Below are 25,935 nucleotides of genomic sequence, written 5' to 3'. Positions count from 1 at the left end.
AGGAGAAGGACATGAAAATTACTGATATAAGCTTAAAGCGTCCGGTATTTGCAACCGTTGTCATTCTTGCTCTTGTCGTTTTAGGCTTATTCAGCTATATCTCACTAGATGTAGATGAATACCCTGATGTGGAGATTCCGGTGGTTGCGGTAACCGTAAGTTATCCGGGGGCTTCACCAGAGCAAGTAAAGTCCAAGGTTACGCAAAAAGTGGAAGAAACGGTCAGCGTGGTCCCGGGAATTGACCATATCACATCTACCGTTCGTGAAGGAAATTCTACCACCGTTATCCAGTTTACTATGGAGACTTCGGCGGCCACGGCTGCTCAGGATGTACGCGATAAAGTGGGACGCCTGCAGGGAATTTTGCCGGATGATGCCGATGCGCCTATTGTGACTCGCTATGACCCGTCGGAAAGTCCGGTCGCATCCATAGCCTTAACCGGCAATGCCAGTCTCCGGGAATTGACTATCATTGCTCAGGATACGTTGCAGGAACGGCTGGAAGCCATCAACGGGGTTGCCGCAGTGAATGTGCAAGGTGGAGTGGACCGTGAGATTCAGATTTATATGGATAAGGATAAAGTGGCAGCCTATGGGCTGACCATTCCAGAGGTGATTAACAGCCTGCGCAATGAAAATATAGAGACCCCGGGCGGGAAGGTTACCGACGGTTCAAGAGAAACCACTTTACGGACTATGGGCAGTCTTAGTTCCCCTAAGGAAATTCTCGACCTTCCTATTGTGCGCCGGGACGGTGTGCAGCTATTTGTACACAATGTTGCTCAGGTTGAAGACACTACAAAAAGCATAACATCCATTACTACGGTAAACGGCAATCCGGCCGTCGGGTTGGATATTATGAAACAATCCGGCAGCAATACCGTTCAGGTTGTTGAGAAGGTGAAAAAAGAACTGGAGCAACTGAAAAAAGATTTGCCTGCCGGTGTTTCGATAGAGATGGTCAGGGATAATTCCAAAAACATTAGCGATTCCATTCATGATGTGTTATTTAACCTGATTTTTGGGGGAATTCTGGCCGTCGCAATTGTCTTTCTTTTCCTGGGGAATTGGCGGAGTACGATGATTTCCGCAATTGCGATTCCCACTTCGATTATTACCTCTTTTTTGGCGATGAAAGCCCTGGATTTTACATTGAACACCATGTCGCTGCTGGCGCTGTCATTGGCCGTTGGGTTATTGATTGATGATGCGATTGTCGTTATTGAAAACATCGTCCGGCATCTGGAGATGGGAAAAGATAAATATACGGCGGCTTCCGAAGGAACGGCGGAAATTGGACTGGCTGTTACAGCCACCACCTTGACCTTGGTAGCGGTATTTCTGCCGGTTGGTATGATGACTGGGATCGTCGGACAATTCTTCAAACAGTTTGGCATTACCGTGGCGGTCAGTGTGCTGGTATCACTGTTTGTTGCCTTCACCTTGACACCGCTTCTGTCGGCGAAATATCTGAATGAGGACCGTAAAGCGGCCGCAAACGGGCGTCTGGCGCGGCTTTGGGAAAAGTGGAACCAGAAATTCGACCATTGGACCGAACGGTATGGTGAATTTTTGAAATACGCTTTAGGTCACCGGGGGAAGGTAATGATGATTGCCGGGGTACTCTTCATTGGAAGCTTAGGTTTGATGCCGTTTTTAGGCTCGACCTTTATACCGGATTCAGACAGCGGAGAGATTACCGTGAGTGCCGAAGTGGACCCGGGCATGAGCCCGCAGGCAGTGGGGGCGATTGCTGACACCATGTCGGAAATGATTCGTACCCTGCCGGAAGTAACCATGACCTATAGTACTTCGGATGTGAATGGTATAACAATTTTTACCAAACTACAGGACAAGGCAGACCGGAAACTCAGCGATAACGATGTCGTTGTTAAGTTACGGCAAAAATTTGCCGATATGCCGGATGCCCGGGTAAGTGTTTCCAAAAAATCCGGTATGTCCGGCGGAAAACCGGTTTCGTTGGTTGTTCAGGGGCCTTCCCTGGATGTTTTGGCCGGAATTGCTGAGCAGGTAGAGCAAGTGGTGGCAAGCACACCGGGAGCCGTTGATGTTACCTCCAGTTATGAGGCCGGTAAACCGGATGTGCAGATCATTGTCGACCGTGACAAAGCATCGGACTTGGGGGTTTCTACCGCCAATGTTTCCAGTACGCTGCAAACCATGTTCAACGGTACGGTCGTTACTCAATACAAGGAAGCGGACGATGCTTATGACGTGCGTTTGATTCTGGCTCCGGACGACCGGAAAAGTCTGACCGATCTGGGCAATATCTATCTGTCAGGCAGCAGCCGGGACAGTACCGGACAAACAGTAATGGTCCCTTTATCACAGGTTACCGAAACAGTGTATTCCACCAGTCCCACGCAAATCAAACGTTATGACCGGCAGGATCAGGTAACCATCAGCGCCAATCTGCTGGACATGACGCTGGGTGATTTTAACACCGAGCTCAATAAACGGCTGGCACAAGTCGAACTGCCTGAGGGTTACCAGTTTGTAACTACCGGACAGTCGCAGCAGATGGCGGATGCTTTTACAGGCATCGTAATGGCTCTTTCTCTGGCCGTGCTTTTCATCTTTTTTGTTCTCGCCGCTCAGTTTGAAAGTTATATCGACCCATTGGCGATCATGCTGGCCTTGCCGCTGGCCATTATCGGAGCCGTGCTGGGGCTGCTGGTTGCCAGCAGTACAATTAGCATGATGTCACTGATCGGGGTGATCATGCTGATGGGGCTGGTTACTAAAAATGCCATTTTGCTGATTGACTTCGCCAAACAGTCTATGGAAAAAGGAACAGATCGCAATCAAGCGTTAGTTGACGCTGCTATTGTACGGATGCGTCCCATCATGATGACCACCCTGGCGATGATTTTCGGAATGCTTCCGCTGGCTCTGGGCATTGGGCCGGGGGCCGAAGTGCGGGCGCCAATGGCCCATGCCATTATCGGCGGGTTAATTACTTCGACCATTCTGACCCTGGTAGTGGTTCCGGTGGTATATACGCTTTTGGATGATGTGAAAAAAAGAAAAGTTCACATAAGGCTGCGGTGGCTCTGGAGGGGAAAAAGCGGGATGCAAAAAACGTAAATGCATAATCAAAACAAGGTGCAGCATGCGAAGGGCAGGTTGCACCTTGTTTTTGATTTTACTGCAGTAAAAAAGAGATGATAATGATTCTGGGGAAAGGTTTACCAACGTTAGCCTCTTAGCAGGTGGTATCTACGCAATCATTATCCCAGAAACAGAATAATAACAGAATAATAATGATAATCCATATCCAGCCACCATTATGACCGCCACAGCCAAAACCCATAATAAACCCTCCTTAAATCTAAAATGGATACCCATATATCCTATGTAGCGGCGAAAACTTTGGTGTGGCATATTCTTCTTTTTCCAACATATATACAGTAATGATAGCAAAAACAAATAATAAGTGGAGCTATTTGATATTGTAGTTTCGAATTACAGGGGGACGTCATGATTATCTTTCGTTGCTTTCAGGTAAGATGGCTGGCCTTTTTTCTTTGTGCCGGAATAGCAATGTTGGCATTGGCAGAAATGGTGCCGGGAGATAGCCAGCCAATAAAAAAGGTGATAACCGGGCAAAGGGTAATGGCACTTACTTTTGACGACGGGCCTGATCTGTCAACAACACAGGAATTGCTTAAGGTGCTTCGGGATAAAGATGTTAAGGCAACTTTTTTTATTTTAGGCTCCCAAGCAGAAAGGTATCCCCCCCTGCTGGCTGCAATCGTAGCTGAGGGACATGAAATCGGCAACCACGGTTATAGTCATGTTTTTTTACAGAAAGCGGGATCTGCGAATTTCCTGGATGACGTCCGGAGGGCAGGAAATATTATCGCGCCTATTGCCGGGCAGCCGGTTTTATTTCGTCCGCCCGGTGGAGGATATAATGATGCCTTGGTTAGCGATTTAAGCCGGCTGGGGTATACCACTATATTATGGTCGATCGATCCTCGCGACTGGGAGGGGAGGCCGGCGGACAGGACTGCGTCCATTGTTGCCAGGAGGGCTGCGCCCGGCAGCATTGTGTTGTTACATGAAGGAGGGAGAGCTACTCCGCAGGCAGTTGCCGCTATAATTGACCGCCTGCGGATGGATGGCTATTCTTTTGTTACAGTGGGGGAATTGCTGCAGCTGGGAGGAAAGTGAAGTTTGGATTGCGGATGTGGCCGCCCGGGAAAACAATTTCATTATGTCTGCCTCCCAAATGAAAACTCCGGGGTATTTCCCGGAGTTTTCATTTGATTATTTAGCTTGAAAGGTATGACAGTTTGTTTCTTTGGTATAATTAGCTTTTTGGCCACCGCCATCTACGTTCACTTCAATAGCTGAGGCCGCACATTCCCGCCCTTCACTCCAAAACTTGCAATTTTCCACCGTGCATTTTACATCACGTGCCATGTTTATCACCTCCCAGCAATATTATTACCAAAAGACTTTTGAATAATAGTGCTTGGTGCAAGGAAATATTGTTATTCAGAAAATTGATAAAAGTAGATGCGGTTTTAGTAAAAAAACATTTTTTTAATATTTTTTTTACTAAAAGGATACTGTTATCTTGACAAGTGGAAATAAGATATGTAGGCTATAAATAATAGGATTTCTTTTTGAGAATAGATTTTATTGAATAAACATAAAACGTATTTTTAGTAAAAAATTAAGAAAGTATTTTACTAAAAATACGTTGGAGTTACATAAAAAATTGGGGGAGGTACGATGTAATGAAGAAACTGGAAGAATGTATGAAGGTTTTCCGGGAGATGTTTCAGCAGACAGACGGCAGGGTATTTTTTGCTCCCGGACGAATTAATCTTATTGGTGAGCATACCGACTATAATGGTGGTCATGTATTTCCCTGTGCGTTAACCTTCGGAACGTATGCTGTTGCCTGCAAACGGGAAGACAATGCCATCCGGATGTATTCCATGAATTTTCCCGACAAGGGAATGGTTGCATTTTCCCTGCAGGAACTGGAGTATAGTAAAGAACATGATTGGGGCAACTACCCGAAAGGAATGATTGCCTATATGAAAGAAGCCGGCTATCCGATTGATCATGGCATGGATATCGCTTTTTATGGTGAAATACCTAATGGCGCAGGATTATCTTCCTCGGCTTCCATCGAAATGGTTACAGGTGTTCTGCTGGAAGGATTATTTGCATTGACTATTGACCGTATTGCCATGGTTGAGCTGGGGAAAAAGGTGGAAAACCAGTTTATTGGCGTCAACAGCGGTATTATGGACCAGTTTGCCATCGGCATGGGAAAAAACGGCTGCGGTATTTTGCTGGATTGTGAGTCGTTGGAATACTCGTATGCTCCGCTTGAACTTAAGGATTATCATATTATTGTTATGAATACCAATAAACGGCGGGAACTGACCGATTCTAAATACAATGAACGCCGGACTGAGTGTGAGGCAGGGCTGGCCAAGCTGAATGAAACCATCCCGGTCAAATCCTGGGGAGCGCTGTCCGAGGCGGAATTTGAACAGTACAAGCACAGGCTGGGCAATGAGATCTGGATTAAGCGGGCCAGGCATGCCGTATATGAAAATGCACGTACCGTCCATGCTTTGGAAGCTTTGAAAAGAGGCGATATACAGGAGTTTGGTGAACTGATGAATCAGTCGCATATTTCATTGCGCGATAATTATGAAGTAACGGGTAAGGAACTGGATACGCTGGTGCAAACCGCCTGGAAGCTTCCCGGAGTGATTGGAGCGCGGATGACCGGTGCCGGTTTTGGCGGCTGTGCAATTGCCATCGTGGCAAAGGACCGGACAGAAATGTTCATCAGGGAAGTTGGCAGGGAGTATAAAACAACCATCGGTTATGAGGCGTCTTTTTATGTTGCCAATATCGGTGACGGAGCACGGGAGATTACCAGGGAGGAACAATTATGAAAATAGTAGTATTGGGCGGTGCGGGCTATATTGGTTCTCACGCCGTATATCAGTTGATTGGCCGGGGATATGAAGTGGTTGTTATTGATAATTTGCAAACCGGTCATGCCGGAGCAGTGCCGGAAGGGGCGGTATTTTATCAGGGCGATATCCGCGATAAAGCGTTTTTGCAGCAGGTATTTGCCAAAGAGTCTGTCGATGCCGTTATGCATTTTGCTGCGCATTCAATTGTAGGGCAGTCGATGGTCGAGCCGCTCCGGTATTTTGACAATAATGTTTATGGAACACAGGTATTGCTGGAGGTAATGAATGAGTACGGTGTAAAGTGGATTGTATTTTCCTCTACGGCGGCCACTTACGGCGAACCGGAGCAGATCCCGATTACCGAGGACATGGCGACATGTCCAACCAATGCTTACGGCGAAACTAAACTGACGATGGAAAAAATGATGAAGTGGTGCGACCTTGCCTATGGCATAAAATATGTATCGCTTCGTTATTTCAATGTTGCCGGGGCACGTAAAACAGCAGAGATCGGTGAAGATCATGCAGCAGAGACGCATCTTATTCCCATCGTGCTGCAGGTAGCGCTGGGCAAACGGGAGCACATTACTATTTTTGGTGAAGATTATGACACCGATGACGGTACTTGTATCCGGGATTATATTCATGTGGAAGATTTAATCGAAGCCCATATCCTGGCGGTTCATTACTTACAGCAGGGGGGAGACAGCGAAATTTTTAATTTGGGCAGCAATCAGGGCTTTTCCGTCAGACAAATTATTGAGGCCGCCCGAAAAGTGACAGGGCATCCGATCCCGGTTCGGGCAGGGGGACGGCGGGCAGGCGATCCGAGCAAACTGGTTGCAGCCTCGGCCAAAGCCAAAGCCGTGCTGGGCTGGCAGCCACGGCATATCGATATTGTTGAGATTATAACCGATGCCTGGAACTGGCACCGTCAACATCCGCAAGGCTATCATGATCAAAGGGGATGAAAGCATGGGGGTCTATGAAGTGGTGCAGCAATTGATAAATGAAGCTTTGGCTGTCAAATTGCTGACGGCGGAAGATGAAATCTATGTGCGCAACCAAATCCTAACATTGCTTGGCATTAATGATTTTGTGCCGGCTGCGGGCAGTTCGGGCAAATCAGAGATTCCCCTTTTGCTGGAGCAGCTGACGGCATATGCATGTGAACAGGGAATTATTGAAGACGCCTTTGACGAGAAGGAAAAACTGTCAAGCCGCATTATGAATTGTTTTATTCCTCTTCCATCGGTTGTTAACGCCTGCTTTTATGAAAAATATACCCGGAATCCCCGGGAGGCTACCGATTATTTTTATGCGCTCAGCCGGAACAGCAACTATATTCAAACGCAGCGGATAGCAAAAAATATCAGCTATAAAGCTGCCACTGGTTATGGAGAACTGGATATTACCATCAATTTGTCCAAACCGGAGAAGAATCCCCGGGATATTGCCCGGGAAAAGCTCATCAAAAGCACGCATTATCCCCCCTGTTTACTGTGTGTGGAGAATGAAGGATATGCCGGCCGGCCGGGGCATCCTGCCCGTTCCAATCACCGGCTAATCCGTCTGAATTTATTGGGTGAACCCTGGTATTTACAATATTCACCCTATGTATACTATAATGAACATTGTATCATTCTCTCAGGAGAGCACCGGGAGATGAAAATTGATCGCAAAACGCTGGAGCGTTTACTGGCATTTGTTGAGTGCATGCCGCATTATTTTGTCGGATCAAATGCCGACCTGCCCATTGTCGGCGGTTCTATCCTGTCGCATGACCATTATCAGGGGGGACGTTATGAATTTGCCATGGCGCGGGCTAAAGATGAGTATTCCTTTGTTATGGGGGAGTACCCTGAAGTCCTGGGTACTATGTTAAAATGGCCGATGGCGGTCATCCGTCTGCGCAGTTCGGATACGGCGAAGCTGGTTGCAGCAGGGGATTATCTTGTAAGCAAGTGGCGGAAATACAGTGATCCGGCAGCCGGTATTTTGGCGTATACCGGGGCTGTCCCTCACAATACCGTTACCCCTATCGCCCGGCAATATCAGGGACTGAAGGAACTGGATCTGGTGCTGAGAAATAACCGTACCAGTGACGAACATCCTTTGGGAATTTTTCACCCCCATGCGGATGTGCAGCATATTAAAAAAGAAAATATCGGCTTGATTGAGGTGATGGGGCTGGCTGTATTGCCGGAGCGGCTGAAAACGGAATTGCAGGAAGTGGAAGCGTTCCTGCTCAACAATACCGTCAGCGTTGCTGATTACCATCTGGAGTGGGCGCGGGCTCTTCAAGAAAAATATAAATCGGAAATCACCGCGCAAAATGTCCGGGACATTGTCCGTAAAGAAACAGCTGCCAAGTTCCTGCGGGTTTTAGAAGATGCCGGTGTTTTTAAACGTGATGAAGCGGGGGTACAGGCTTTTCACCGGTTTATAGAATATGCCGGGGGTATTGTCCGGGCTTTGTGATATATACTTGTTGCGGGAAAGGAAGGTGCGGTAGATGGCAATACGTATGCAGCCATATGGTATGGTCGATGGCCAGGCGGTTTATGAATACACGCTTACCAACAAAAACGGTTTGGAAATAGCCTGCCTGAATTATGGATGCGCTGTCAGACGCGTGCTGACCCCGGACAGAGAGGGAAACTATGCCAATGTTGTGCTGGGATTTCCTGAACTTACACACTATCGGAGCAATCCGGTCTATTGTGGCGTTGTGGTTGGACGGGTGGCAGGCAGAATAAAAGATGCCTGCTTTGAATTGGGTGGAACGACCTATAGACTGGATAAAAATAACGGGAGACATCATTTGCATGGCGGTGTGCAGGGATTCAGCCATGCGGTCTGGCAGGCGGAAATGATTGACAGGGATACAGTCTGCGGCGTTCGTTTTTTCCACGTCAGCCCGGATGGGGAAGGCGGGTATCCCGGTGAAGTACAGACACAGATTACCTATACGCTTAATGAGAGTAATGAATTCTTGATACAATACCAGGCTCATTCGGAAGCGCCTACGCTGTTTTCACCAACCAACCATATGTACTTTAACTTGAGCGGGGGCTTGCAGCGGGATATTTTGCAGCATACGCTGAAAATAGACAGCGACAGGTTTCTGGAACTGGATGCGGATTTAATACCTACCGGCAAAATTCTGGATGTCGAAGGCACGGCTTTTGATTTTCGCTCCGGACGCAGCATCCATGACGGCGTTATTTCTGAACATCCGCAAAATCAACTGGTTAGGGGGTATGATCATGCATTTCTCCTTAATCACCATTATGCCGGTGAGATAGAACTTTATGATGAACTGAGCGGCCGGCATTTAATGGTAGAAACGGATGCTCCGGGAGTCGTATTATATACAGGAAATCAGTTGCCGGATGACCTGGATTTCGTTGGCGGCAGATCGCGCCGCTATTTAGGTTTATGTCTGGAAACCCAGGGGCTGCCGGATGCCGTTCACCATTCCCACTTTTTCTCCTGTATATTACAACGGGGAGCATGGTTCACTTCGGCAACCAAATATTCGTTTAACATCATGGCGGCGGGAAGCTCAAAAGGAAGAGGGTAGGTTGGTACGGCAACGATTAAAGATATAGCAGACAGGGCCGGAGTGTCAATAGCAACGGTTTCACGGGTGCTGAATTATGATGCGACACTATCAGTCAGTGACGAAACAAAAAGAAAAGTGTTTGAAGCGGCGGAAGATTTGGCTTATGAAAAACGTACGCCCCGTAAAAACGGAGGGACTCGGATTGCCCTGCTGCACTGGTATACGGAAGAAGAGGAACTGGACGATGTATACTATATGTCGATACGCCTGGGAATTGAACGGCGCTGCAAGCAATACAATCTGACACTGGTCAGGCTTTTACAAAATAATACGGCACAGTTGGCGAGAGAGAACATTCAGGGTATGATTGCGGTCGGCAAGTTTAGTCAACACGAAATTGCTTTATTGAAAGAAAAAACATCAAATCTTGTTTTTGTTGACTATCTGCCGGACGATGATTACTTTGATTCGGTTACGGTAGACTTTGTAAAAGCAACTCGCAAAGTGCTGGACTATTTTATCAGTCAGGGTCATCAAATGATTGGATATATTGGAGGAAGAGAAGTGTTTCGCGATGGAACCTCGGAAATACAAGACCCGCGGGAAGCCACCTTCAAGGCATATCTTAAGGAGAAAAAAATCTATCAGGAAAAGTATGTCTATGGCGGGAAATTTTCAGTAGACGACGGATACCGGCTGATGAAACAGGCGATTGCGGAGCATGGTGCAGCGTCATTGCCAACAGCTTTTTTTGTTGCCAATGATCCTATGGCTATTGGCTGCCTTAAAGCGCTGGAAGGGGCGGAAATTGCTGTTCCGGAGCGGGTTGGCATTATCGGTGTTAATGATATTTCGCTGGCGCAATATGTATCGCCCTCGCTAAGTACCGTGCGGATCGATACTGAATTAATGGGAGAAACGGCAGTGGATTTGCTGCTGGAACGGCTAAGCGGACGGCGGACATCAAAGCAGGTGACTCTATCAACCGAACTGATTCTTCGGCAGAGCAGCAAATAGAGAATTACATAAAAGTGGCCGGGGTACATTGTACCCCCGGCCACTTTTATGTAATTCTCTATTCCAGTGCGGATAAATCAAATGGAGTCTCTTGGTAAACATAATAATTCAGCCAGTTTGAAAATAAAAGATGCGCGGCACTGCGCCAAAGAACTATGGGCACTTGTGCCGGATCGTTATTTGGATAATAATTTAGTGGAATCTTGATCGGCAGCCCTTGGGAAATGTCGCGGTCATATTCTCCCTTAAGCGTTAGAGGGTCATACTCGGAATGACCGGTGATGAAGAACTGGCGCCCTTTTTGATCGCTTACGGCATAAATGCCGGAAATGTCCGACTCGGAGAGAATACGAAGTCCGGCAACTTTTTCGATGTCTTCCCTTCTGGATTCAGTGTGGCGCGAATGGGGGACATAAAAAATATCGTCAAACCCACGGAATAATTTATCCGAAATCACTTTCTTATGTGGAAAGACACCAAACATTTTTTCTGCTAAAGGATATTTGGGGATACCGTAGTGATAATATAAACCGGCCTGCGCTCCCCAACAGATATGCAAAGTGGAGTAGACGTGCGTTTTACTCCATTCCATAATTTTACACAATTCATCCCAGTAGGCCACTTCTTCAAAGGGAAGCTGCTCAATAGGGGCACCGGTAATAATCATTCCGTCGTATTTGCGGGTTTTGACGTCCTCAAAAGTTTCATAAAATTTAATTAGATGTTCCTGAGGCGTATTTTTGGGTTCATAGGTAGCCGTATAAATAAAGTCAATATCAACCTGCAGCGGTGAGTTTCCCAAAAGTCGCAGTAATTGGGTTTCAGTGACAATTTTGGTAGGCATTAAGTTTAGCAAAAGTATTTTTAAAGGGCGAATATCTTGTTGATAAGCGCGATTTTCATGCATGACAAACACGTTTTCACTTTCAAGAATACCGGTTGCCGGTAAATTGTTAGGAATTTTAATTGGCATGACCTGATTCCTCCACATTATGATTCAGATGAATAATTATTATAAACCATTTATCCGGACTGCGCAACGTACTGGTTCGAAATGAATCAAAAAATATCGAATGTACTCTATAAATTATTTTTACAAAATTTACTGTCTGATACATTTTTATAAAGGAATTTCTTTGTATTGGTAGGATTTGTAATTAAAGGATATAAAAAGCAGAAAATGATAAAAAAGACCGGGTAAGGGGGGCCTTTATGAGAAGGTTATCGGACGAAGCAGTTAATGAAATTCTCTGGATTTGCGAACGGATGGATAGTGCAGACATTCAGCCTGACGAAAGGGAACGTCTTTTTCAACGGCTGGAAACCATTTATGATCAATTTTTTAATGAAGCTTCAAATAATAAAGTGTTCCCGTCTAAGAAACCATATCGTTATTGTTGCGTTTCTGACTGAACAAACCTGCGATTTTGCTCATATCATTTGTATATAGAATGGTCGGTGCAACTATTCATTAGAAATATTATCTTTTTAGCCTCCTTCACAGGGGATTTCTTGTGCGGAAGACAGGACTTGCCGTTTCTTTATAGAATATGGAAGTATACGGGGAATTTTGTAGTTAAATCCATCACTTATGTAGATTCGAATGAGGTATATTGATACTAGGGGGAGAGAATATGTTCGGTAAAGGTAAAAAATTTTCCCAACCGACGGCCGGTTCCATTGAGGCTGAGGTACAAGTGGCCCGCTGTTTTTTGGCAATGGATAATCAATCCATTGCCTATTTAGGAAGTCTTAACCCGATTGTCGAAAAATACGGAGACACCATTACTACCAATTTTTATGCACGGCTGACCAAAATACCGGAAGTGGAACAGTTTATCCGGCAGCACTCCACTGTAGAACAACTGAAAAAAACCTTCCGGCAGTTTTTAAATTCACTCTGTGTAACCAGGATTGATGAGGCTTATCTGCTGGAAAAAGAACGGATCGGTCAGATCCATAATAAAATAAAATTGCCGGCAGAGTGGTTTATACTGGCAATGGGAGCCTTAAAGCAGGAATTGATTCCGTATATTTTTCGTGAATATGCCGCCGATCAGGAGCATTTGCAAAAAGTTCTGGTTGCTTTACTGCAGATTTTACAATTGGTTGAGGCGCGAACCAATCAGGCTTTTATTGCAGACTTTGCCAAAGAGGTTGACCGCAGGGAAGTTTTGAAAATGCTGATGGCAGAACAGACTGCGCTGGTTTCTCAGGTGCAGGAATCCAGCCAGACCCTGGCGGCAACAGCGGAAGAGACATCTGCTTCTGCGGCGCAAATGGCCCATGCTGCCGATAGTATTAAAGATGCTTCAGCCGTGGCTAAGGAAGAAGCGGAATCAGCCAAGGGGACAGCCGAAGAAGGGGAGACAGCGACCCGCGATATGTTGCATCAGGTTGCCGCCATGATCCGGACGAATCAGGAGGCCCAGACGAGAGTCAGATCGCTGGAAACCACCTCGGATTCGGTGGCTCAGATCGTTGAGACCATTACCGGCATAGCCAGTCAAACTAATCTTTTGGCTTTAAATGCCGCCATTGAAGCGGCCCGGGCCGGTGAAGCCGGGCGGGGATTTGCCGTAGTGGCCGATGAGGTGCGGAAGCTGGCTGAGCAAAGCCGGGCTGCCGCTAATGAGATTGTGCAGCTTATCAGCGATAATACAACTTCCACCAAAGAAGTGGTTATCAGTATGGATGAGCAGGCGGCTGTCTTAGATGCGGTAAGTAAGGCGGTCGAAGAAACTTCGTCACGCATGACGGTAATTTTAGAGGCGATTACCAGCAACTTTGAACAAGTTGACCATATTGCCGAAGCAGTAAGGAGCCTGGCGCTTACTTCGCAGGAGATTGAAAAAGCTTCCAATGAGGTTGCCCGCTCGGCTACCGATTTGTCGGCCATGGTGGAAAAATAGAAAGGATATAACGCTTCTACGAGTATAGAAGCGTTATTTTTATGTTTAATGAAGCACTGGGGAGATTTTGATGGAAAAACAAAAATTGAGCAAGGTATATTATTCGCTGCTGCATTGGCACGACTTTCGTATGAAGTTATTTGTCGAGGGAATTCTTAGCGGACTGTTTGCCGGAATCATTATTGTTGCATTTCGCTTTTTACTGGAAAAGGCGGAAAGTTTACGTGCTTTTGTTTACCTTTCCTTTCAGGCAGGAAAGGGCGAGTTGATGATCCTGTGGTTTCTTGGCCTTATGAGTGTAGCATATATCCTGCACTGGATCGTAACGATAGAGCCTATGGCCGGTGGCAGCGGTATCCCACAAGTCAAAGGTGCTATTTTAGGTATGATGAAGATGCAGTGGTTAAGGATTTTGGCAGCTAAATTCTTTGGCGGTGTACTGGCAATCGGGGCAGGATTATCTTTGGGAAGAGAGGGGCCTTCTATTCAATTGGGCGCCATGGTGGGACAGGGGATCAGCCGCCTTCTTGGCAGAACGAAGATGGAAGAGCGTTATTTGCTGACCAGCGGTGCCAGTGCAGGATTATCCGCTGCTTTTAATGCGCCGTTGTCTGGGGTCATTTTTTCATTAGAAGAATTACATAAAAATTTTTCCCCGGCCGTTTTAATGTCGGCGATTACAGCGGCAGTAACGGCTGATGTCGTTACGCAGCAATTCTTTGGTTATGCGCCGGTCTTCCGGTTTGCCAAACTGCCTGACTTGCCTGCGTATTATTTTGTTATCGTTTTGATGGTCGGTTTGACTATGGGGATTTTAGGTGCTGTGTTTAATGTGGGGTTGTTGAAAACGTTAAGTTTATATGAGAAACAGCAGAACTGGCTGAAGGGGCCGCGTAAAGCAGCACTGCCATTGTTTACTGCCGGGCTGATCGGTTTTGTTTTGCCGGATATTCTCGGCGGCGGGAATGATTTGGTTAATCAACTGGCCGGAACACAATTTAATTTTACAATTTTAGTTGTGCTGCTGTTGGGGAAGTTCTTCTTTACCATGCTAAGTTATGGCTCAGGTGTTCCGGGAGGCATCTTCCTGCCCATGCTTGTCTTAGGAGCCCTAGGAGGCGGCTTGTTTAGCCAGATAATGGTTTATTTTGGTCAGATGGATGCTATGTACATGATGAACATGATTGTTCTGTCCATGGCGGCTTGCTTTGCAGCTGTGGTCAAAGCACCGGTTACAGGCAGTGTGTTAATCATGGAGATGACCGGATCTTTTAATCATTTATTACCGTTGATTCTGGTATCCATGATTGCTTATCTTGTGGCCGATATCGGCAAAGTCAAACCTGTTTACGAAGCCCTTTTGAACCGATCCCTGCGTGCACAGGGGAAAGCCTATACCGGACTTAATCCTGGTAAACGGCAGGTGATTGAACTGGTTGTTTGCATGGGATCACAACTGGATAAAAAGAAGGTAAAGCAAATAAACTGGCCCCACCAGGCGCTGCTAATCAGTATAAAACGGGGAGAAGAGGAATTACTTCCCAGGGGTGATACCCGTTTGGCCACCGGGGATTATTTATATATTCTGGCGGAAGAAAATCAGCTGCAGGCACTGCGTGAATTAGCAGCCGAAGGACAATGGTAATTAGGTTAATTAAGAAAACAGCGACACCCTGTATATAATCTGCAGGGTGTCGCTGTTTTCTTAAGACTTTACAAACTTACTAACAATTTGTATAATATTATTAAGTTGTTAGTAAGTAAATGGAATAAAGGAGGAATAAGATGATCGAATTTAATGGGGTTGCTAAGACCTATGATACCGGGCAGCAGGTGCTGCATGACGTCAACCTGCAAATTCATCAGGGTGAACTCATTGTATTAATCGGTCCCAGCGGTTGTGGGAAAACGACCACAATGAAAATGATCAACCGGCTGGTTACGCCTACAAAAGGTACAATATATATCGATAATCAGGATATTAGCCAAAAAGATCCGGTAACACTTCGCCGCAATATCGGCTATGTTATACAAAATATAGGGCTTTTGCCGCATATGACTATCGAAGAAAATGTAGCCCTGGTACCGAAGCTGAAAAAGTGGGATGCGGACCGGTACCGCAGGCGGGTTCGTGACCTCATGCAGATGGTAAACCTTGATCCTGATCAGTACGCTCAACGTTATCCGGCAGAGCTAAGCGGCGGGCAGCAGCAGCGCATTGGTGTAATTCGCGCCATGGCAGCCGATCCGCCGATCATTTTAATGGATGAACCGTTTAGTGCCTTGGACCCGATTAGCCGGGAACAATTGCAGGATGAACTGGTGCGTTTGCAGGAAACGATCCGCAAAACCATTGTATTTGTTACTCATGATATTGATGAGGCCATCAAGATTGGCAATCGTATTTGTATCATGAATGAAGGCAGAATTATTCAATTTGATACGCCGGAACAGATTTTACGGCATCCGGTTAATGAATTTGTTCGCGGCTTTATCGGCGAAAATCGCTTACAGCTTACGGACAGCTATCCGGATATTGCCGACATTATGGTGAAGCCTATTATATCCGGACCGGATAGAGGATTGGCGGCCGCTATCCGGGTGATGCGCATGAAAAAAGTAGATACGCTGCTTATTGTTGACAGTGAAGGCAGGCTATTGGGAAAAGCGAGTGTCTGGGATATCCATAAGCATTATCAAGATGAAAATATCACGTTACAGGATGTGCTGCAACCGGCGAACTGCGTTGTGGAGGTGGCTCAGCCGCTAGCTGAGGCCATCCGGTTAATCAGCCAGCACAAGATCGCTTATTTACCGGTTGTGGATAAAGAGCGCAAATTGCTGGGCGTCATTACGCGTGCCAGTTTAGTAGATATTATGGCAGAGAATTTTGCTGAAGATGCATAAGTGGTTTTGAGAGGGGGAGGATGGTATGCTGGAAAATTTTTGGTTTATTTTGCAAGACCGGTGGCAGGATATTTTACTGGCGACAACACAGCATGTGGAATTAACGATGATCTCGCTGCTTTTGGCAAACCTCATAGCTGTCCCGGTAGGTATCGTACTGACCCGTTATAGGCGCTGGGCCGAATTGGTCATTGGTATTACAGCGGTTTTCCAGACTATACCTAGTCTGGCTTTGCTGGGGTTTATGATTCCGCTCCTGGGGATTGGACCGGTACCGGCGATTGTCGCGCTTACCATTTATGGCTTACTGCCGATTATGCGCAATACCTATACCGGTATTCTCGGAGTTTCCCCGGCAGCGGTTGAAGCCGGTATCGGCATGGGCATGACTTCGCTGCAGGTACTCTTTATGGTGGAGTTGCCCATGGCTTTGTCGGTGATTATGGCCGGTATCCGCACTGCTACCGTACTGTTGGTCGGTGTGGCAACGTTAGCGGCCCTGATTGGTGCCGGCGGGCTGGGGGATCTGATTTTCCGGGGAATTGCGATGGCGAATAGTGAATTGATTCTGGCCGGTGCCTTGCCCGCTGCCTTGCTGGCACTGCTATTTGATTATGTATTGAAAAAACTGGAAATCTGGGTGCGCCCCCGTGGTGTGAAATAAAAGCTAGAGAGGGAAGTGAAGTATGCGGAAAAAGATAGCTCTTTTCAGTTTATTACTGCTAACCATAGTTCTGGCAGGTTGTTCCTTATTCACTGGCAGTAAAGGCGACCGGGTCGTCATTGCCGGTAAGAATTTTACCGAACAGGATATTTTAGTTTATATGATGAAATACATGATCGAAGACAGAACCGATCTTACAGTAGAGACCAAGCCGTATTTGGGAGGTACCAACGTTGTGGTGCAGGCGCTGGAACGCGGTGATATTGATATCTATCCGGAGTATACGGGAACGGCTTTGATCAATGTATTAGGGCAACCTTTGATCAGTGATCCGCAGGCAGCTTATGATCAGGTTAAGGAAATCTACGAAAAGCAAAAAAATATTATCTGGTTACAGCCATTTGGTTTTAATAATACCTATACCCTAACCATGCGGGCAGACCAGGCAGAGAATCTGGGAATTCATACTTTCAGCGACCTCGTGGCTAAAGCCCCGGAGTTACAGCTTGGCTGCACCCAGGAGTTTGCAGAACGGGAAGACGGGTATCTGGGGCTGCAGAAAGTATACGGAATGAATTTTAAAAGCGTAAACGGCATGGATCCGGGATTGACTTATGCGGGCGTCCGCGACGGGAAGGTCGATGTGATTGACGGATTTTCCACCGATGGCCGTATTCCGGCGTTTAACTTGAAAATCCTGAAAGACGACAAACATTTCTTCCCGCCCTATTATGCCGCACCTATTGTCAGAAGGGAACTTCTTGACAAGCATCCTGAAGTTGCCGATGCATTAAATCTATTGGGCGGCAGACTGGACGATAAACAAATGGCAATATTAAATGCCAAGGTTGATTTGGATAAACAGGATGCTAAAGAGGTTGCTAAAAATTGGCTGAAGGAACAAGGGTTGATAAAATAAGAGTAATTAACGATAGCAGGGTTAAGGGTAGGGGAGTCCGGGAAGGAACTCCTTTACCCTGTTTTTTTTGCAGATGAAATATTTGTTGGCTGAGCTGGCGGGATGAATGTCCTGATGTGTAGCATTGTGAAGGCTAACGTGTGTTTGCTATTTTGTTACGCATCGTTGGCAGCAGACCGTTTGGCAAAGTGACTAAGGGTAGTGAAAGAGGGATATACTACCGGTAATACCGGGGGTGGTTATATGGATGATAATTCGCTGTTTAAAATTGTCCGTTTGTTGAAAAGGCTCCTTGTTTATCAGCCCCCACAACTGCCCGATCCCTTTGTACTTAAGGAAAAGCCCAATAAAGAGGAACCAGCGCAAACGGAGTTCACAGCCTCAGTTTTACAGTTAAATCGTTTGCTGGAGCATGCAAGACAGTTGGCGGCTGTTATGGAGAAAATCGTGCTTATTTTAAAACAAGGCAAGGCGGCACAAGAACAGGAAGCGATGATAGGGGCGGCCTCCCTGCTGGAAAAACAGCAGAATGAATTAATTCCTATTATGCTGTCGTATGATGCCAATATAGATCCGAAACAGCGGACGATTAGCACTAAGCTGCAGGAAAACCGGAATGTTCTAAGAGAGATATATTATTTACCGCAAAATAAAGATGCTGTTGTGCGGAATTTCATGATACCATCCGTTCCGCCTTTAAGAGCCATGTTAGTCTATATTGATGGATTAGTTGATAAAAAAATTATTAATGATTCCATTTTATGCCCTTTACTGAAACAGCAAAAAAAACTTAGCTATATCCGGGAAGAAGACCTGGCCCGGACAATTGCCGATACCTTGCTGCCCAGCAATCAGGTCCAAATTGCCGGCACCTTTCAGGAGTTAATCGATGCCATTAATAGTGGCGATACTGCTCTGCTATTGGAGGGAACGGCATCAGCTTTGCTGATGGATACCAAAGGATATGAACGGCGTAGTATTGACCGTCCGCAAATGGAACAGACGGTACGCGGCGGTCAGGCATCGTTTACTGAAAGCTTGCGGGTTAATACAGCCCAAATCCGGGTGACGATGCCGACTAATGATTTAATAACGGAAATGATTCTGGTAGGGGACCGTATTCCGCTAAAATGTGCTGTTATGTATTTGCAGTCGGTAGCCAACTCTGACCTGGTCACGGAAATTAAACGAAGAATCAAAGGAATATCGACCGATTATATTCCTTCTATGGCGATATTAGCGCAATTCATTGAAGATCATCCCGGGGTGGATTTTCCACAGTCTTTATCTACGGAAAGAGTGGACCGGGTTGCAGCCCATTTGGCGGAAGGACGGATCGCCGTGCTATTGGAAGGCAGTTCTTTTGTATATATGTTCCCCGTCAATTTTTTTACTTTTTTTCAAACCAGTGAAGATTTTAATTTATCAGTTGGTGTTGGGACTTTTATGCGCTTTTTGCGCTGGATTGGAACGGTCCTGGTCGTGCTTTTACCGGCTATATATATAGCGATTAATTATTATCATCAGGAGGCTCTGCCTACCGATCTGGCGCTGGCCATTGCCGGGGCCAGAGAACAGGTTCCCTTTCCTGCTTTATTTGAAATTTTGCTTATGGAATTATCCTTTGAACTCATCCGTGAAGCCGGATTAAGGGTTCCCGGCATCTTGGGGTCAACTATCGGTATTGTCGGCGCGATTATTTTAGGTCAGGCGGCAGTAAGCGCCAAGATTGTCAGCCCGATCATGGTAGTTCTCATTGCCTTAACAGGTGTGGCTTCATTTACCATTCCTGATTACCGTATGGCTTTTGCTTTGCGCATTTATCGCTTCGGGCTTCTTTTACTGGCTTCTTTTCTTGGCTTTGCCGGAATAGCCTTCGGCTTGGTTGTGCTGACAGGGATACTAACCAGCATGAAATCACTGGGTGTTCCCTATTTGACGCCGCTAGGTCCGAGAACATCCGCCGGAATGGATGTTGTTACCAGAGGTCCGGTATTCCGGCAGGAACAGCGCCCCGATGAACTGAATACCAAAAATCAAGATCGTCAGCCGAAAATCAGCCGCCAATGGAGAACGGAAAAGCCAACAGGAGAGGGAGCCCGGAAGGAATGAGTTTTCAGCATGGGTCTATGGGAAAGGCGGAAGCAATCGGGATTATATTTAGCACTACGATGGTCAGGATTTTTTTGTCCAATCCGGTATATCTTTTGGCTACGGTCGGTGAAATTGCCTGGATAGTATCTTTTTTAGGAGGCATTTTAGGCATCCTGGCATTTTACGGCTTCCTTTATGTTTATAAACGCATACCGGAGGATTTGTTCGATATGGCGAAGAATTTGTTGGGCCTAGGGAGCGCGCGTTTCATTGCCGTATTCTGCATCGGTGTTTTTGTCTTAAATGCGGTATTGCTTTTTCGCCAGTTTACTGAAAATACATTGCTTACTTCCCTGCCGAACACCGATTTTCAGATTGTTTCACTGGCTTATGCCGTCTGTATCGCGATTATGGTATATATTGGAATAGAAGGGATCGGCCGTTCCATGTATATCATCATTCCTTTTGGCGTAGCCGGTCTGGGGGCGGTATTATTAATGTTATATCCTTTCTATTGTGTATATAATTTAACTCCCTGGCGGGGGTATGGATTGTTGACGGCTGCCAAATCAGTTGTATTGGCAAGCGGCTATAATGTGGGAATTCTGGCTCTGTTTGCTATGGCAAGTTCCTTCCCAAATAGTAGAACTTTACAGGCTGCTGCCATCTTTGGGCTAGGCGGTTCCAGCTTGGTTAAAGGGACATCCCTGTTGGTATATACTCTGGTCTATGGTGTTCAGGTAGGACAAGAAAAGGTGCTGCCGTTTTTTGAGATGGCCCGGCTGGTTCATTTAAGCCGTTATTTGCAGCGAATCGAATCCTTATTTATCATTCTATGGGTTATTGCAGGAGTTATTGCCATTGCCGTAAGTGTGTATGCGGCCTTATTTATGCTATGCAAACTTTTGGATTTGCCGGCAATGCGCCCGATGGTTCCCCTGACCATGCTTCTTATTCTAGGTTTGGCGTCCCTGCCGAAGGATATTATAAGCGCCATCTCTATGGATAATTATTTATGTTCCAGTCTTTTCGCCGGAGCCGTATATGGAATTTCAGCTGTTTTACTAATTGCGCTGTGGGTTAAAGCGCTAAGAAAACGGAGGGGGCGGCGATGTACTTCCGGCTGATTGGGTGCATGCTCTTGGGACTGACCATGTTATTGAACGCGGGCTGTAGCGGAGCGAGGGAAACTGATGAGACAGGTTTTGTACTGGCCTTAGGAGTGGATAAAAGCAATGAGGACGGAATGGTGAAATATACGTGCCAGATTGCCGTGCCGCAAGCGGGAAGTCCGGAAGAAGGGAAAAGCGACGACAGCAAAGGGCAGGTTAGTGTCAGCGTGGAGGCCAGGTCACTGGCGGAGGCCCGTAATCTTTTCAATTCTTCGTTAGCCAGAACGCTTGATTTTTCTCATATGAAAGTGCTTATCATCGGCGAAGAACTGGCCCGGCAGGGTATTAACGATATTTTCGCCCCGCTTATGCGGTACCGGGATATGCGCGGCTCAACCTATATTGTTATTACTAATCAAATTACCGCCGAAGAGTATATACAGAAGAACAAACCGATTTTAGAGCAGGTGATGTCCCGGTATTATGAATCCATGATGTTTGCTGCCCGGGAGTCAGGTTATTATATGTCCACCAATTTGCATGAATTCTATATCCGGCTGAAGGATTTTAACGGAGCGCCGTATGCTACGCTGGTAGGAAGCCGGGAAGAGAAGCAAGAAGACAAGCCGGAGGGAAGCCTGTTCCCTGAAGAAATCTCTAAAGAATATACGGCAGGAAATTTATCCGGAATCAAGGGAAATCCGGATCAGGCCATGGGGCTTGCCGTTTTTTCCGGTGATCGGTTGGCCGGTAAACTTACTAATGAAGAAACACGCATGGTGGCTATTTTGCGGGGGGAGTTTCCTACCGGGTTTTATGTTCTTGCCGATCCCCTGGTGCCTGAGAAATTTATTAACTTAAGTATGCGCCTAAACGGTAAGCCGGATGTTAAGCTCAGGCGTATAGGAGAACAGATATTTATTGATATTAAAATCAAAATGGAAGGGGAAATAACAGCCATTCCCAGTGGTATAAATTATGAGGACGGAAAGTATCGGAATATACTGGAAAATAGCATTAATACCTTACTGGCAAAGCAAATGATGAAAATGATAGATAAAACACAGGGCTGGGGATGCGATGTTGCCGGATTTGGTGTGTATTTAAGGCCACAAGTGACAACGCAGCAGGAATTAATGGCCTTAGACTGGAAAACCATGTACCGGCAGGCTGAAGTAAACGTATCAGTAAATACAGTGCTCCGTCGTACGGGACTGATGCAACGGACTGTACCTGTCAGGAACTGAAGCATAAGGAGAGAGTATGGACTATTTACTTATTGTACTTACGTTGTTAGCTGCTGTACCGGCATATACTTACGGCTTCTGGCTAAAACAGAATGGCAATGCAGCGGGAGACATAGGGATGAAAGTGCTGATTGTTGTTTCCCTGGGATTAGCCTTTTATAATTTATTAAAACCATAACAAGCTGCCATGCTGTTATTATGGAGCAAAATAGCACCGCCCCGGTTTTTCCGAATATACTTACTATATACGACCAATTGAATTATGACATCTGGAGGGATATAATGCACATCGGTTTAGTCGGAGCAGGACGCATGGGGCAAGCTTTGGCCGGAAGACTTTCCCGGCAGGGCGGGTTTACGCTTCGTTTATTTGACCGGAATATGGATATTATGCAGCTGGCAGCAGAACGGTATGGTGCCGAGACGGCCACAAGTATAGAGGAAATGGCTAATCTCAGACTGGTTATTCTGGCGGTACCTGATAAAGAAATTATAAATTGTCTGGAGGTATTTAAAAACGTAAAAAAACCTCCTGTATTACTTAATATTGCAACCAACGTATCCCAGCAGAGACTGAATGCAGCAGTAGCAGAAAGTCACCTGACCTGCATCGGTGTTAAATTTGTAGGCCACGCCGGGGAAATCGCATTGGGAGAGCGCCCGATTATCATAGTTGATGAAAGTGGAAGCGATTTTTTTCCGGTAATCAAAGAAATTTTTCAGACCATTGGTGAAGTGATGATCGGTGATTCTGATATTGTGACAAAAATCAATACCATTGCGGCGGAAGAGGTTTTAATAGCCGGAGTGCATATTGAAAATCGGCTGCGGGAACAGAGTATCAGTGATCCGTTACTGATTAACAGCGCCATCCGGCAGGTTGCCGCCGGAACGCTAAAGGCCTTTGCTAATGGCGATTTAGGACCGTTTGCCCGCGAAATAGTAAACGAAGTACGTATCAGGATAAATCAGCGGATGTAGCAGGATTTAATTTCTTTCTGTCGTATAAACAAAACGACATACTATTGAATTTTTTATGTATTTTGGCCGAATTGCAAATATTAATAGTATGCTATGTTTTGCTACAGGAGGAATCAGGAGTCATGCAACAGGGAACCTTTCGTGTTAAGGCCGGCCTTGCGGAAATGTTAAAAGGCGGTGTCATCATGGATGTCACAACACCCGAGCAGGCTAAAATTGCCGAAGAGGCCGGTGCCTGCGCTATTATGGCCCTGGAACGGGTACCTGCGAATATCAGGGCGGCTGGCGGTGTTGCCCGAATGGCTGATCCGGCTATTATTACTAAGATTATGGATGTGGTCAGCATCCCGGTCATGGCCAAAGTGCGTATTGGTCATTTTGTAGAGGCGCAAATACTGGAATCTCTAGGTGTTGATTATATTGATGAAAGCGAAGTTCTTACACCGGCTGACGACAAATATCATATCAATAAACGTCCCTTTAAAGTTCCTTTTGTGTGCGGGGCCAAAAATCTTGGGGAAGCCTTGCGGCGCATCAGTGAAGGTGCAGCCATGATCAGAACCAAGGGGGAACCGGGGACCGGCAATGTTATAGAGGCGGTAAAGCACATTCGAATGGTGCTGAGTGAAATTCGGTTGTTGGAAAATCTGCCGGAAGATGAAGTAGCGGCCTTTGCCCAAAATATCGGTGCACCGCTGGAAATGGTGGTGGAAACCAGAAAGCAGGGCCGTCTGCCGGTGGTTAATTTTGCCGCCGGTGGCATTGCTACGCCTGCTGACGTGGCACTGATGATGCAGCTGGGCTGTGACGGCATCTTTGTTGGTTCCGGAATTTTCAAATCCGGTGATCCGGCACAGCGTGCCAAAGCCATCGTTGCGGCTACAACCTATTATAATGACCCGAAGGTGCTGGCGGAAATATCGAAAGACTTAGGCGAGCCCATGGTGGGTATTGAAATCTCCACAATTCCTGAACACGAACGTATGCAGGAACGCAGCTGGTAAATACAGAAAGAGGGAACTAGAGGGAAATATCTGGCGACGGCTTTTCATCCGGAATTAACGCAGGATACCGTATTCACAAGTATTTCATGCGGATGATAGCAGAATAGTCTAAATAGACAGGCCGCACAATTTGAGTTGTAGCGGCCTGTCTTATGTATGGCTGTTATTCCGGAGTGCTGGCCAGGGCTACCGCAATTGCGGCACCTAGGCCGGAACCGTCTTTGCTTAAAATGGTCGTAATTTGGTGCGCTTTGTTTTGGTATACTTCGGCTATAGCCCGGTGGATGGAATCGGCATAACCGGGAAGCTTTTCGTATAAAGAACCATCAATGGCAATGACATATTTTCGTTCGCGCTGCGGGTCAATACGGTGCAAAATGCCAATAAACGTAGCTGCAACCAGACGGGCGGAACGGGTAGCAATCAAAGAAGCGATGGTTTGCAAAGCCTCACGGTCCAGCCTGGTGGACTGAGTGACATCCAGACGTTTTTGCAGCCAAGCGGAAATTTTCTCTAAATCCGTAGTTTGGTCTTCTATTAAAAGGGATACATCGGCACCGGTAAATCGATTGGGTTTTGCGAGAAAATCGCTGACCTGTTTCGTATGATGTGGGAGCAGCCCTTTTGCCAGCATATACTGGATAACAATCTGTAACAGTTCGCCGATATAACGCCCCGAGATCATTTTCTCCAGCCGCTGGGCCCCCGGCTTTTCACTGGCACAATCCAGTTGCTCGTCATAAGAATTTACAGGCAGTTTATCAAAATTGCCGGATTCCAGGTTGATCACCATGGGACCGTTATTCCAGGGAGCATTCGGTTCAAGATAGGCTGTGTTGTGACCGGTGCCGCAAATGGAACCGATTGCGGTACCGGGATGGCTGTAAGCAGCAGTGAGCAGGGTTCCCACCGTGTCATTAAGAATGACTTTCGGTGTGACCTGAGGCAGTCCCCTGCGGGCCAAGGCAGCCTGCAGTAATTGATTGACGTCCTGACCTTCCACACCGGCAGTAGCGATTTCCTTAGTCCAGCAAATTAAAGTAGCCGAGTTAATCCCGGTTTGCTGCATAGGGAATGAAAAGGTATGTCCTAATTGATAGTTCGTGTCATCCGTGATAATTTCTGCAATTTGTTCCGCAATGAAATCGAATAACTCCTCCGCCGTGGCCTGGGCAGAAAGATAATCATAGGATCCGCCGGGATCTCTCAGCGGGCGCGAGACATGTTTTTTTATCTGGAGGGAGCCTTGTCCGTCAAGTTCGACAATCAATGTTCGCACGTTGGTGCCGCCGAAATCAACTGCCAGATAACGGCCATGTTCCCTGCCGGTCGGAGCAGCTAAAAAGGACGGCAGCATTTTTAAGGTCATATCGGTTCCGGACAAGCCGTCGGTCATGGCTGCTTCGAATTTTTCGGCAATGGTAAACAACTGCTCCGTTGAAACGGTAAAATCAAGGCTTAACTGCTGAAGCGCATTCCATAAGTTCTGCATTGCATCTCCTGCCTCTCTGCATACAATATTTACCTTTA

The 25,935-nt window shown here is 46.5% G+C and carries 22 protein-coding genes; 19 read left to right on the top strand and 3 right to left on the bottom strand.

Annotation, left to right across the window (positions count from 1 at the left end; translation table 11 throughout):
- The first annotated feature begins 11 nt into the window (after nucleotides 1-11).
- Nucleotides 12-3,110: an efflux RND transporter permease subunit gene (locus P22_RS05255; protein ID WP_054259177.1), complete on the top strand. Its 3,099-nt coding sequence runs from the start codon at nucleotides 12-14 to the stop codon at nucleotides 3,108-3,110.
- 393 nt (nucleotides 3,111-3,503) lie between these two features.
- Complete coding sequence (locus tag P22_RS05250; RefSeq protein WP_054259176.1) at nucleotides 3,504-4,199, top strand: polysaccharide deacetylase family protein; 696 nt, start codon at nucleotides 3,504-3,506, stop codon at nucleotides 4,197-4,199.
- A 96-nt stretch (nucleotides 4,200-4,295) separates the two neighbouring features.
- On the opposite strand, the gene P22_RS20020 is transcribed toward P22_RS05250, so the two are convergent.
- Nucleotides 4,296-4,451, bottom strand: a complete 156-nt coding sequence (locus P22_RS20020; RefSeq protein ID WP_072169778.1) for a DUF1540 domain-containing protein — start codon at nucleotides 4,449-4,451, stop codon at nucleotides 4,296-4,298.
- Nucleotides 4,452-4,771: 320 nt separating this feature from the next.
- Between P22_RS20020 and P22_RS05245 the strand changes: the two genes are divergently transcribed.
- From P22_RS05245 to P22_RS05225, 5 genes are read left to right on the top strand one after another with little or no spacing between them, the layout of a single operon-like run.
- Entirely contained in the window at nucleotides 4,772-5,956 is a 1,185-nt protein-coding gene (locus tag P22_RS05245; RefSeq protein ID WP_216598028.1) for a galactokinase, read from the top strand.
- Nucleotides 5,953-6,951 carry a UDP-glucose 4-epimerase GalE gene (galE, locus tag P22_RS05240; protein WP_054259175.1) on the top strand — a complete coding sequence of 333 codons (999 nt, stop codon included), beginning with the start codon at nucleotides 5,953-5,955 and terminating at the stop codon, nucleotides 6,949-6,951. The genes P22_RS05245 and galE overlap by 4 nt, the downstream gene beginning before the upstream one ends.
- Nucleotides 6,896-8,461 (top strand): UDP-glucose--hexose-1-phosphate uridylyltransferase, encoded by a 1,566-nt coding sequence (gene galT, locus P22_RS05235; RefSeq protein ID WP_054259174.1) that lies wholly within the window; start codon nucleotides 6,896-6,898, stop codon nucleotides 8,459-8,461. Before galE ends, galT begins: the two co-directional genes overlap by 56 nt.
- Nucleotides 8,462-8,495: 34 nt before the next feature.
- The gene (locus tag P22_RS05230; RefSeq protein ID WP_054259173.1) at nucleotides 8,496-9,566 is read left to right on the top strand and encodes an aldose epimerase family protein; all 1,071 of its coding nucleotides are present in this window, start codon (nucleotides 8,496-8,498) and stop codon (nucleotides 9,564-9,566) included.
- A 15-nt stretch (nucleotides 9,567-9,581) separates the two neighbouring features.
- Entirely contained in the window at nucleotides 9,582-10,565 is a 984-nt protein-coding gene (locus P22_RS05225; protein ID WP_054259172.1) for a LacI family DNA-binding transcriptional regulator, read from the top strand.
- 58 nt (nucleotides 10,566-10,623) lie between these two features.
- Here the strand turns inward: P22_RS05225 and metA are convergent, their stop codons facing one another.
- The gene (gene metA, locus P22_RS05220) at nucleotides 10,624-11,538 is read right to left on the bottom strand and encodes a homoserine O-acetyltransferase MetA (RefSeq protein WP_054259171.1); all 915 of its coding nucleotides are present in this window, start codon (nucleotides 11,536-11,538) and stop codon (nucleotides 10,624-10,626) included.
- 239 nt (nucleotides 11,539-11,777) lie between these two features.
- Between metA and P22_RS05215 the strand changes: the two genes are divergently transcribed.
- The 12 genes from P22_RS05215 to pdxS all read left to right on the top strand — a co-directional run bounded on the left by P22_RS05215 (nucleotide 11,778) and on the right by pdxS (nucleotide 24,405).
- Nucleotides 11,778-11,978, top strand: a complete 201-nt coding sequence (locus tag P22_RS05215; RefSeq protein WP_054259170.1) for a hypothetical protein — start codon at nucleotides 11,778-11,780, stop codon at nucleotides 11,976-11,978.
- Nucleotides 11,979-12,199: 221 nt separating this feature from the next.
- Nucleotides 12,200-13,477 carry a globin-coupled sensor protein gene (locus P22_RS05210; protein WP_054259169.1) on the top strand — a complete coding sequence of 426 codons (1,278 nt, stop codon included), beginning with the start codon at nucleotides 12,200-12,202 and terminating at the stop codon, nucleotides 13,475-13,477.
- 70 nt (nucleotides 13,478-13,547) lie between these two features.
- Nucleotides 13,548-15,122, top strand: coding sequence for a ClC family H(+)/Cl(-) exchange transporter (locus P22_RS05205; RefSeq protein ID WP_054259168.1), 1,575 nt, complete (start codon nucleotides 13,548-13,550; stop codon nucleotides 15,120-15,122).
- Nucleotides 15,123-15,262: 140 nt separating this feature from the next.
- Nucleotides 15,263-16,384, top strand: coding sequence for an ABC transporter ATP-binding protein (locus tag P22_RS05200; protein WP_054259167.1), 1,122 nt, complete (start codon nucleotides 15,263-15,265; stop codon nucleotides 16,382-16,384).
- Nucleotides 16,385-16,409: 25 nt separating this feature from the next.
- A complete protein-coding gene (locus P22_RS05195; protein ID WP_054259166.1) occupies nucleotides 16,410-17,048 on the top strand; it encodes an ABC transporter permease in 639 nt (212 codons plus the stop codon).
- 22 nt (nucleotides 17,049-17,070) lie between these two features.
- Nucleotides 17,071-17,967 carry an ABC transporter substrate-binding protein gene (locus P22_RS05190; RefSeq protein ID WP_054259165.1) on the top strand — a complete coding sequence of 299 codons (897 nt, stop codon included), beginning with the start codon at nucleotides 17,071-17,073 and terminating at the stop codon, nucleotides 17,965-17,967.
- A 243-nt stretch (nucleotides 17,968-18,210) separates the two neighbouring features.
- Nucleotides 18,211-20,079: a spore germination protein gene (locus tag P22_RS05185; RefSeq protein WP_054259164.1), complete on the top strand. Its 1,869-nt coding sequence runs from the start codon at nucleotides 18,211-18,213 to the stop codon at nucleotides 20,077-20,079.
- Nucleotides 20,076-21,188 carry a GerAB/ArcD/ProY family transporter gene (locus tag P22_RS05180; RefSeq protein WP_054259163.1) on the top strand — a complete coding sequence of 371 codons (1,113 nt, stop codon included), beginning with the start codon at nucleotides 20,076-20,078 and terminating at the stop codon, nucleotides 21,186-21,188. Before P22_RS05185 ends, P22_RS05180 begins: the two co-directional genes overlap by 4 nt.
- The gene (locus P22_RS05175; RefSeq protein WP_054259162.1) at nucleotides 21,173-22,420 is read left to right on the top strand and encodes a Ger(x)C family spore germination protein; all 1,248 of its coding nucleotides are present in this window, start codon (nucleotides 21,173-21,175) and stop codon (nucleotides 22,418-22,420) included. The genes P22_RS05180 and P22_RS05175 overlap by 16 nt, the downstream gene beginning before the upstream one ends.
- 16 nt (nucleotides 22,421-22,436) lie before the next feature.
- Complete coding sequence (locus P22_RS20385; RefSeq protein WP_156318858.1) at nucleotides 22,437-22,598, top strand: hypothetical protein; 162 nt, start codon at nucleotides 22,437-22,439, stop codon at nucleotides 22,596-22,598.
- 104 nt (nucleotides 22,599-22,702) lie between these two features.
- On the top strand, nucleotides 22,703-23,401 hold the full coding sequence (locus tag P22_RS05170) for an NAD(P)-binding domain-containing protein (RefSeq protein WP_054259161.1): 699 nt from the start codon (nucleotides 22,703-22,705) through the stop codon (nucleotides 23,399-23,401).
- A gap of 122 nt (nucleotides 23,402-23,523) precedes the next feature.
- Complete coding sequence (gene pdxS / locus P22_RS05165) at nucleotides 23,524-24,405, top strand: pyridoxal 5'-phosphate synthase lyase subunit PdxS (protein ID WP_054259160.1); 882 nt, start codon at nucleotides 23,524-23,526, stop codon at nucleotides 24,403-24,405.
- A 163-nt stretch (nucleotides 24,406-24,568) separates the two neighbouring features.
- Here the strand turns inward: pdxS and P22_RS05160 are convergent, their stop codons facing one another.
- The gene (locus P22_RS05160; protein WP_054259159.1) at nucleotides 24,569-25,897 is read right to left on the bottom strand and encodes a hexokinase family protein; all 1,329 of its coding nucleotides are present in this window, start codon (nucleotides 25,895-25,897) and stop codon (nucleotides 24,569-24,571) included.
- Between the last annotated feature and the right edge of the window lie 38 nt (nucleotides 25,898-25,935).

The organism is Propionispora sp. 2/2-37 (genome assembly GCF_001298735.1).
GTDB lineage: Bacteria > Bacillota > Negativicutes > Propionisporales > Propionisporaceae > Propionispora.
The sequence above is the reverse complement of the archived record's forward strand: the minus strand, read 5'-3'. Positions and strand labels throughout refer to the sequence as shown.